Source organism: Gordonia sp. CPCC 205515 (assembly GCF_048537925.1).
Lineage (GTDB): Bacteria > Actinomycetota > Actinomycetes > Mycobacteriales > Mycobacteriaceae > Gordonia.
This window is the reverse complement of record NZ_JBCLVJ010000018.1, coordinates 171,792-181,624: the sequence shown is the minus strand read 5'-3', so window position 1 is coordinate 181,624 and position 9,833 is coordinate 171,792. Positions and strand designations below refer to the sequence as shown.

The 9,833-nt window shown below is 61.5% G+C and carries 9 protein-coding genes; all 9 read right to left on the bottom strand.

Annotated elements, in window-relative coordinates:
- Nucleotides 1-179: 179 nt before the first annotated feature.
- Nucleotides 180-587 carry a hypothetical protein gene (locus AAFP30_RS24695; protein ID WP_419232681.1) on the bottom strand — a complete coding sequence of 136 codons (408 nt, stop codon included), beginning with the start codon at nucleotides 585-587 and terminating at the stop codon, nucleotides 180-182.
- Nucleotides 574-1,716 carry a cyclic GMP-AMP synthase DncV-like nucleotidyltransferase gene (locus tag AAFP30_RS24690; protein WP_419232689.1) on the bottom strand — a complete coding sequence of 381 codons (1,143 nt, stop codon included), beginning with the start codon at nucleotides 1,714-1,716 and terminating at the stop codon, nucleotides 574-576. The genes AAFP30_RS24695 and AAFP30_RS24690 overlap by 14 nt, the downstream gene beginning before the upstream one ends.
- A 24-nt stretch (nucleotides 1,717-1,740) precedes the next feature.
- Nucleotides 1,741-2,601, bottom strand: coding sequence for an SAVED domain-containing protein (locus tag AAFP30_RS24685; RefSeq protein WP_419232680.1), 861 nt, complete (start codon nucleotides 2,599-2,601; stop codon nucleotides 1,741-1,743).
- Between the two features lie 676 nt (nucleotides 2,602-3,277).
- Nucleotides 3,278-4,312: an ImmA/IrrE family metallo-endopeptidase gene (locus AAFP30_RS24680; RefSeq protein WP_419232679.1), complete on the bottom strand. Its 1,035-nt coding sequence runs from the start codon at nucleotides 4,310-4,312 to the stop codon at nucleotides 3,278-3,280.
- Nucleotides 4,312-5,118: a hypothetical protein gene (locus AAFP30_RS24675; RefSeq protein WP_419232678.1), complete on the bottom strand. Its 807-nt coding sequence runs from the start codon at nucleotides 5,116-5,118 to the stop codon at nucleotides 4,312-4,314. The genes AAFP30_RS24680 and AAFP30_RS24675 overlap by 1 nt, the downstream gene beginning before the upstream one ends.
- A 247-nt stretch (nucleotides 5,119-5,365) precedes the next feature.
- Nucleotides 5,366-6,235 (bottom strand): hypothetical protein, encoded by an 870-nt coding sequence (locus AAFP30_RS24670; RefSeq protein ID WP_419232677.1) that lies wholly within the window; start codon nucleotides 6,233-6,235, stop codon nucleotides 5,366-5,368.
- Nucleotides 6,236-6,723: 488 nt separating this feature from the next.
- The gene (locus AAFP30_RS24665; protein WP_419232676.1) at nucleotides 6,724-7,377 is read right to left on the bottom strand and encodes a zinc-ribbon domain-containing protein; all 654 of its coding nucleotides are present in this window, start codon (nucleotides 7,375-7,377) and stop codon (nucleotides 6,724-6,726) included.
- A 540-nt stretch (nucleotides 7,378-7,917) separates the two neighbouring features.
- Nucleotides 7,918-9,054 (bottom strand): helix-turn-helix domain-containing protein, encoded by a 1,137-nt coding sequence (locus AAFP30_RS24660; RefSeq protein WP_419232675.1) that lies wholly within the window; start codon nucleotides 9,052-9,054, stop codon nucleotides 7,918-7,920.
- Nucleotides 9,023-9,685, bottom strand: a complete 663-nt coding sequence (locus AAFP30_RS24655; RefSeq protein WP_419232674.1) for a hypothetical protein — start codon at nucleotides 9,683-9,685, stop codon at nucleotides 9,023-9,025. Before AAFP30_RS24655 ends, AAFP30_RS24660 begins: the two co-directional genes overlap by 32 nt.
- Between the last annotated feature and the right edge of the window lie 148 nt (nucleotides 9,686-9,833).

Genomic DNA, 9,833 nt, shown 5'->3' with positions numbered 1-9,833 from the left:
TCCCGCCATGCTCCCTATCGTCCCTTCTCCGCCCTCATCAGGGCAATCAGGACTCTAGAACCAACCGGACCGGTTCACGGGGGACACGCCAGTGAATACTGTTCGGTGCATGGATAGCAGCAGGCAGGTGATCCGATCGGAGCTTGTCGTTGCGGAGAGTGGTCAGTCCAGATTCGGCTTCAGTCGATTGGCTCGCCGTGTCCCCCACCATTCCACCTGCCGGTGACGAGCCAGACTTCGTAGTACATCAACCATTCGCTGGTCCAGGGAATGGTGGTGTGGGAGATGAACATCGTTGGTTGCCATTCTCCGGGCAGGTGAAGGCAGAGTCTGTCGCCGGGATAGATGTGGGGCAGCTCTTGAGCTTCGGGATGGAGGCGGAGCGTCGGGGTTACGACGTGGACTTCGGGGACGTCGCCGTAGCGATAGTTGATGCGGACGGTGTATCGGCGACTGAGTGGGTTCGGTTGTAGATCGGCGATGGCCGTGAGTACATTGGCGCCCAACTTGATTCTCGCGTGTGGGAGGAGCGTGCGCAGGGCTAGAGCCTGCTGACCGACGCTGAGACCTCGGTTACGAGTGCGCATGTCCGTAGAAGGTGTGTCGCGGCGACGCCAAGCCGGCCCCCACTCCCAGTGTGGCCGTGCCAGGGCTGACGGTGAGTTTCCCGGCTCGACGCAAGCTGTTCGTGTCCGTTGCCCATCGGGTTGCAGACGCGACGAGGACGCTGCGGTCGAACGAGCCAGCCAGCCGATCGACGAGTACGTCGATCCCGGCGCCCTGCGAGTTCGAGGCCGCTTCAAGGTCGCGCTGAACGGCTTCGCGCCACCGCATGAACTTCGCTCGACGGTGAGCCGTGTCCGGCTCGTTCCACTTGTCGGTGAAGTTTTCCTTCTCCTGCGCTGGGTTTCGGACTTCCCACTTGCCGTTGCTACGTTCGATGTGGTTCGGCATGTCTTGCGCTACCTCGAGGAGCGCGTCTGCGAGGTTGTCTTGGCCTCGATAGGCGTGGGCAGCGAGTGTGGTGATTAGGATTGACGGCGGCCGATCATCGATATCTTCTTCGAAGGCGCGATAGCAGTGCCACTTGAGCACTTGAACCAGGCGCTGAAGGGTGGAGCGAACGGCCCAGTCGGGGACGCTGTCGACGTTCGCGGCCTTGGCACTCGCAACGAGCTTGCACAACATCTCCTCGGAACGATGACGGAACCAGCTGGCGTAGTCCTTCGGATTGGCATGCTGCCACGGACGAAGTTTGGTGTCGGTGAGCAGAATCGCGTTCGACGAGCGGAGGAACTCCGCGTCAGGGATGGCCGGCAGGACGTCAAGGTGGAATCCCAGTTCCTTGTAGGACAGGGTCCAGCATCGCCGCTTCTCGAAGAAGTCGTCGGGCCCATCATCGGCGCCGATCTTGTGCAGGTGATATTCCTCAAGCATCCCGCCGACCTGTTCCTTCAGATCTGCCTGGGTGGTGCTCTCTTTGTCGATCACCTTGTGCAGGACGAGATCGATGTCGTACTCGTCGGTGGTACTCGGGGGGCGGATGGCGGTTCCGATGAGAAATGATCCCTGCGGGTACACGCTCCACTGGGCGCCTCCGCTTTCGGCCAGGAAGTGTCCCACGTCCTCATATCGTGCGATCGCGGCCTCCCTGGTCCGCGGAGGGATGTCGAGAATATCGGCTGAACCGGAGAGGAGCGCTGAGAGTGCGTCCATGGTCGAAGCGGTCAACGGTTGCTCCTAGGCAGAGGGGGTAGAAGTGGTGTACTGGTACGTTTCGTGTCCGGAAACCCGGTCATAGATGCGTAGCGGTGGGTGGGCTACCCGCATGAGATGTCTGCCCACGCTGACCGCTGCCGCTGCGGGGATCGCCGGAAAGGTCGGAATAGACTTGGCATCAGGGTGTTCGGATTCGAATTGGGCGAGAACGGCGCGCCACGACCGACTGAATTCGTCGAGGGTCGCGGGGGTGGTGATGAGGCCGGTCGCAGGGATGGTTCCGATTGGCGTGATCTCGTAGACCGTGAAGCTGCTGTCGATCTCGTCGGGGAGTCTGCACGGATCGATCGAGCCGGATACGGACAGCAGGACTGCCACGTTTCGCGTGTTGCTGCCCGTATGGACGCAGGTGAAGGTGAATTCGTGTTCTTCGCTGTCCGGTGTCCATCCCCAGCCTTCATCTCCGTCGCGGCGCTTGGGGTAGAGCTCGGTCGGGACGGTGTCGTCGAGCAGTGTGCCAAGAAGGATGAGTACCGGGATTCGTGCGAGCGGGAACACAGACAGGTGCGTTACGGTGCCCTTGCGGACCTGGGTGTGAAGGTGATCGAGTCGGTCCTGGAGATGGTCCCATGCTCCAGCCCAGTAACCGGCGGTGCTTCGGCGTTCGCCGGGCACAGCTCTCAGGTCGATCTCGAATTCGTCTGCGCCACGCAAAGTCCAGTCTGGAAATCGGTCACGTTCGAGTAGGGCTGTTCGCACTCGGGCTTCGGTGAGGTCGACTGCTTGGTCGTGTATGGAGCCGACAACGCGGAGAACGGTGGTAGCTCGCTCTTCGCCCATGTCAGTGAGCTTCCGGACCCGGAGTTCGTGCTTGCGCTTCATCGCTCGCAATGTGTGAGTGTCGAAGACGGTCCACAGGTCTCGGTCGTCGATGACTTTGTGCTGGTCGTAGCACAACAGCATGAGGTTGTCGGCTTCGTTGCGCTGTGGTGCCGGTAGCTCATCCGCGCCGCGGGGTGAGCCTGTGGCAGTCGACCAGCCGACGATGTGGGCCAACTGACCGATCATCACGTTCTGGCCAGTGACCTCTTCGTCGACCAGATAGCGGTTACACATCGCGCAACGTCCGCCCGATGCCACCCAGACGCGGCGTGCCACCCGTTCCGGAATCGTGCGGGTTTGCCCGTTGGGGCCGATCGCGGTCATTGCGCTGATGTCTTTCCCACGCTTCCTGGTCATCGTCCAGCCTCTTGTACCCGGCGTCAGCGGTTCTCGGTGACGGTGGTCTTAGGGTTACGTGCGGCGGTGGCGGAGGTCACGAACCGCCCGCTCGCGGCGCTGCGATGGTGCGTGCCGGTGTCGCGGTTCCCAGCAGACGACTCCCGGACAGAGGTGCTCGGGTGCCGTGCTGCGGACGACTTGGCGATATAGCGCCCGGTAATCGCGCTTCGGTAGGCCATGGTGCCTCCTCGGTGAGGTGCCGACTCCGGGATGGAGGGGCGTCACCATGGTCTGACGTCACACCGCGAGAATCGTCCGGTCGAGGTTTGCTGGAGGATCAGGAGCATTCCTTGCAGGTATCGCTACCAGCGTCGAATCGTGAAGGGTGCAGTGTGAGGAAGCACGCTGTACAGAGCCTGTCCTTGGCTGCCCGGGCTGCGTCACATCCGCAGTGGCCGTCGGGGCACCGTGGATCGTGGCAGCGATCACAACGGTCGGTGGCCGGGAAGGTGTTCTCGCACGTCTCACAGGTCCACCACCGCGCGCTTCCGCCGCGCGCGGTGTCGGGACGTGGAAGTGCCAGGGGCCTCCACGCCGCGTTGTCGGTGACGAGGATGGCGACCAGGTATTCGTCATCCAACCACCGAGCATCCCCGTACAGCGAGTCGCTGGTTCGCCCGTCGCGGTACTGGATATGAGTGTCATCGCTTGAGGCACCAGTGCCGGACGTACGAAGGGCCGCCGCGATCAGCGGCGTGCCGGACTGATCAGACCCTTTACCCGGTGGGATGCAGGATCTTGGTGCAGCGAACAGCACTGTGCCAACTCGATCGAGCAAGATGACGACACCGGATCCGCGCAAATGCCTGGCACCCCAGACACAGCATGCCTCTCTTGATGCCGACGAGTGCTCTGCGAATAGGTCGACGACGTCCTGGGCGACCGGGCCGCGTCGGTCGATCTTGCCTTCGAGGTCTGCGTCCGGCAACAGCACTTGCGCGGCAAACGCGTCGCAGGCTTCCTCCTCGAAGCGTTCTGGATCGTGGTGTTGGAATATTTTGCTGCCGAGGTCGAGATCTGTCTGCTGAAGGTGGTGGCCCAGTTCGTGGAGAGCGGTAAAGCCCCTTCGCCGGTATGACTTGGAGCTCGCCACAACGAGCGTTGGCGGGTCGTGGAGGTAGCTCCCGGCCACCGAGCAGCCTTCCGCACCTGGTGTCTCCGCGACGACATTCACAGTCAGTTCGCCCCACGACATCAGTTCGGCAAGAGGATCGGACCTCAGCCGGTTCACCGCTCCCGGATGGAGATCGTCAACGATTGCTATCATCGATCGCGCTTGAGCTTGTGCTTCGCTCGGATACCTGCCGCGCATCAGCGTCTACCCCGTTCTCCCTGAGACGACCGGTATTGGGCTAGTCGCGCACTCCAATCCGGCTCCTGGTCGCCTGTTTGACGTGCTGCTCTGGCGAACATCTCATAACTCACCTTCATGCGCGCCGCAGCCTCGTCTATTGCCTCGCGTTGCGCCCGCTCCCGCCACGTCCGACGCCATCGTGGATGATCAACCTCTCTGACAAAACCAACTGGAAGCGGTTGCACTGCACATGCAATTGCCCCAGTATCGATTCCAGTGACTTCCGCGATCGGTTCCACGATTTCAGGAGGTACTGGTCTCTTGCCGTGGAGTAGCTGCATTACCTCGGGTTGGCTGAACCCGAAAGGCCTCAGCGCGTTAACCATCGATCTCAGATCAGTGTTAGTGCCGAGAATGGACGCCAATGTTCTCGTTGGTTGTCCCTCTTCTTCTTGGACGGGTAGCGCGGGGGATGACTGCAGCTGATCCAGCCCATCTTCGATCTCTGCTCTGGCAGTCGCTGCGTGCTCGAATTCGGTGAGCGTCGCTGTACCTCTACGTAGCCCCGCGTGGAGTGCCCGACTCGGATCGGACACGCTAGCGAGGATGGTGTCAGCGACGCTCGGAGAAAGTTCGTCCACAATCTCGTCGAGAACGCGTAGTGGAAGACTGCTCCGAAGGTCCATCCACAGTGTGACCTCTACTCCGAGGACGGTCTCGGTGTTTGCCAGGACTATGCACTGAACATCCTCGACAGCTGGGTCAACAGTCGCCGGCACCGCCGTGATCTCAGTGTCATTCACTTCGGTGATCAGCACCAGCATGGTGACGTCCTGCCATACACAACGCCAGATTTGACCGGCCTTGATCGTGAGGTCACTTGTGTCGCCGAAACGTCGTTGCCGTCCGGCCTCCGTTAGTGCGCCGGCCACCGCTGCTTGCCGAGCCAGTTCGAGAAGGTGACGGGGCACGTTGGGCTCGTTCACGATTTCCGTCCAATCCGCTCGAGTTGGGGGTTGGTGTGCCATCTATCTCTGACGTCACACTGCCAACTGTGTCCGGTCCGCGCCCCTACGTCGTCGCAGGCCCACCACACAACCAAATCACCTCCCGAACCACATGCTCGGACTCCGGGCCAGTTCCTGCCAATTGCACAATCTTCGCCTTGAGTCGAGAGGCGAACTGGGCGGACTGACTTTTGCCGAGGCCGAGGCGGTTCCGAACCGCGCCACCGTCGTCGAGCAACGGGACGATCGCACGCTCGATGTCCGACAGCCTGCCGACGATCTCTGCAGCGGCCCTGGCGGTATCGGCGTCTGACTCGTCGGCAACAACAAGATCGTCGGGAGTCGGTTCTGAGGCCGGCGTCGACGCAAGGTCATCATGCTCGCCGGCCACAGTGACGATCGGATCCAGTGCTGCTGCGAATCGCTGGGCGAGCACGTGGACGAGCTCAGCGACCTCGATGCTTCCGCCAGCTGCCCGGAACACAGCCTCGAGGATGGCAACCAGCGACGGCCGGTCCGCGACCGGAGGGCGGCGCGAGGTACTCGACCACTTCGGCACCCGTACGTCCGGAACCTTCCAGGCTGCCTCGAGGAGAACACACGGATCGCCTCCCCAGGGCGCGGCCTGCGATCCGGTCAACCGCCACCAGCCAGCGCCCGAGCCGCCTCCTGCTTTCTCGAAAGCGTCTTCGTCGGAAAGGACCTTCTCGACAGCACGGCGAAGGGGACCCGTCCCGGTTGCTCTGGCTCTGTCGATCAACCAGTTACGGATTGACTTCCGTAGCAGGCGTCCGACGGAATCTTCACTGGTTGCCTCTGCCACCAACTTGGCGGTCAACGGCCTAATACGGTCGACCAAGAAGTCCTGGACGAAGTCGTCGATCTCAGCGCACGCATGCTTAAGGGCCTGGAATCGTTGGAGCTCCTCCTGCATCAGATTCCGTACTGAGCGGAGGCCGGCCGCACCAAGGCAGCCATGCGTGCGCAACTCCTCGAACGCAGAGATCGGAACCTCCAATACCGGTCCGCCGCAGTGCCGCTACCGTCAGCCTCGAAAGATACAGTCTTCGCGACCGGAACGCAGCTACCGCGCAGCGATGTGGACAGGGCGGCGTGTTGGATCGGCTCGCGGTGCTGGTTTCGGCGCCAGCAAACAGACCGGGAATCGCCTCGACATATGCCGAGTGGCCGAGGACTTGTCAAATCTTGCCAACATCGGACGCAAACGCGACGAGAATGGAAGTTCGCCATTTCGGTGACCACCCACGCTTGTTGGATGCGGCTCTGACGCCTCGACAGACGATTTCGCCGATAGGCTCACGTTCTGTCAGGTGGAGGGTCGATCCTGTCCGCGTGCTCGCCGCTCGCCAGTGGCCGCCTGCCGGTCTGTCCTATGTGATCGGTGTACCGAGGGCCGTTGTCTCACCAACGATCGACGCCGCGCTCCCGGTGCCACTTCTTGATATTGCCGAGGTCTCTGATGCCGAGTTGTGCCGCGACCGCGCGGTCGGTGGCTTGGCGCGATCGGTGGCTGTCGCGTAGGTCGGCGTAGAGGTTGATGGCGGCGGCCTTCGTCTCTTCGCTGTATCGCGTGTACGCGCGCCGACGGCCGGAAGTCTCTGCTGTCGTGCGCTTCTGGGACGTCGTCGGCCGTAGCGAGCGGTCGGGTGGTGTCTCGAAGTAGCGGTCGAGTTCGTCTGGGGTGGGGCACAGCTCCGGCGCGACGCGATGTCGGTGAAGGTCGGGATCGATGGGGGAGGACAGCCAGCATTGTTGACATCCGTTAGCCCCTGGCGGGAGGAAGCGTCGGGCTACTGGGGAGGTGCGAAAGTGGTGTCCGGCCGGACACGTCCACCAGACCGGGCGACTGCTGAAGACCGTGACAGTGTGGGGGCCTTTGCCGTTGCGGTCAGTGTCCCACTGTCTCGCGAGAATCGGGTTTCGTGACGCGAGGTCGTTCACGCCGCGATGGACGCGTTTGTGGCGAGCGCATGTGCAGTGGTGACGCTCATGCTGGGCCATCACGCGGAACTGCACGTCGAATTCGTGGCCTTGGTCGCAGCGCCAGGTCGCCATGCGATCGGATAGCGCAGATGTTGTTTCGGGAGTACCACCAGATGGGCCGGGTCGGACGAAGTACGCGGTTTCGGTGGGATGGGTTGTGGCGAAATCGTTGACACCTGCTATGAACACGCGACCACGACAGATCGCGCAGCCGGGCTTCGAGTCGCGATGTCGGATCGCCTGGTACTTGCTGACGTGAAATCTCTCGCAGATGCTCCAGTAATGGGCTTGTCTGTCGAGTGGGGTTTCGTCCGCCGGAAGACCATTCAGCTGGAACCAGAAGTCGTTGGCGTCGGGAAGGTCCGCGACCGTCGGGGTGTTTGATGCGTTTGTGAACTAGATAGGCAAAACTGCCGATAAGATACATTATGTCAAGTAAATCACTGCATATTGCCTTGGGTGCGTCGTTGTCGTCGGCTATGTTATTCGTTGTCGGATGACAGACTAGTTGAGACACTGCCACCCTAGTTGAGACTCAGTGACATGTGGTTGAGACTGTTGTGGTCGCCATCTCGTTGAAGCGTGCGGTGACGTTTTGCAGCTCCAGTGACTTCAGGCGTCGTGCACCAGGCGCAGAACCGGCCGAAACTCGTCGGGCTCACCTGTGTGTGCAATAGACGCCGCGTTCGTGGTATGTGCTGCACGCAGTTCCGCACCGAATGTGAGGTCGTGTACATCGCTGACCGGTAGATCGAGATCACGTGCGATCGTCCACGCAGACGATTCGGAGTATCGGCCGAGTATCTGGGGAAACACGCGCGAAATTTCATGCTGCGACATTCCGCCAGGCTCCCCAGTCCGGTATCCGCGCTGCGAGAGTTGAATGCATGTTTGGCGGTATGCCCAGTCGGACATGCGTCCCACCTTGTGGGCTGCGAACGCTAGCGCCATAGCGGAGACTTTGAGAAGCGACCGGGCTTCAAGAAGATCGTGAACCGAGGGATTCTGCGGTAGATACTCGACAATGGTAGCCGCCGGCATCAGGAACTCTGAGGCGAAGTCATCCGCTTCGCGCTCCTGCTCGGAAACGAGGTCCGGGCTTTCGTCCGCATGCAGAATCAAGTGCCCGATCTCATGGGCAAGATCGAAGCGGGTGCGTTCTGGGCTCTTTCTTCTGGCCAGGAAGACATAAGGAATCTCGTTGCGGCGGATGGAGTATGCGTCGACCGCGTCCGCCATCGGAGGAAGGCTGTAGACGCGGATACCGCGTGACTCGGCGAGCTGTACGAGGTTTGGCAGTGGCTTTGTGCCCAGCCCCCACACCGCTCGCAGAAGCCGTGCTGCTGTCCGGGGCTTCTCCCCTACAAAAGTCGGCAAGTCGACAGGCGGCAGTTTAAAGCGCTCCGAGATCCAATGATCGATCTCAATGCCAGCCACACCAGCAGCCACCGCGGCATGCTTCTCTCGTGCCGCTGCACGTCGAGCTGCACGAAAGTTCACGTCTGCGGTAGACACATCTGCTGGGTCTGGGCGTGTGAAGTAGGCGACGGGGAACTCGAGCGCTTCGGCCAGTGCTCCTGCACTCGCTACCGGCGCACCATCAGTCTCGTACGTCGTGATTGACCTCGGCGTGACACCGATCGCACGAGCAAGCTGGGCCTTGGTGAGTCCACGGCGCATACGCGCCAGCTGAATGCGCTCGGGCGTGAGTCGATCACTATCCGACGGCTTCCACTCGGAAGTCGACATCTTGACCTCCAATATCAAGCGGGCGACGAACGCTATCTTCGGGCTGCCAGGGTTCGAGGATCACACGGATTCGCCACCCCGTGAACTGCCCGAGGCTGCCGTCGAATCCGGCGGGCAGCGAGACTTCGATCCGGACTTGATCTTCGTCTCGGTAGTAAAGCACAAACCAGTTTCCGGACGGCGGGCCGTCCTCCGTCTTGACCGACGCTCGGTACCCACCGAGGCTGAAGAGCGGGATGGTCTTGGCTGCCTCCTCGGTCGCCTTGCCTTTCGATCGAGCAGCTTTTGGACCTATGGCACTCTCACTGTCACCGGTCGCCTCGTTGCCACCGATCAGGGCGATGATCCAGGCGCCACTGCTGTGCGTAGAAACCGGCCGGTTCTGCGGATCGGATCCAGACCACCGTCCGGTGTCCGCGAGACGCTCGCGAAGATGTCCTGTCGAGTGAATCCATCGCTCGATTCCCGGAGCAATCACTGGATGGTGGGTCGTGAGGTTGCCGGCCGCCACATCGCCCGCTGCGATGGCCTCGTAGAGATCGGCGGCCCGGATACTCATCTGGGAGAGGTACGCCTCAGCCTCGCTCGGCGGAACGACGATTTGGTTCTCAAGGGGGTTGGAAAGGGTCACAGTTTCTCGTTTCGATCGCAGCTATGCGGTCCTCGCATTGTCGCACAAAACCAGAAACGAGTGCGTTCAACGCCAGTGTTTCGGTGTGTCAACCGGAGGGCCGACAACGCGACCCGGATTTGTCAGACCCTCGATCTAGTGTCGGAAA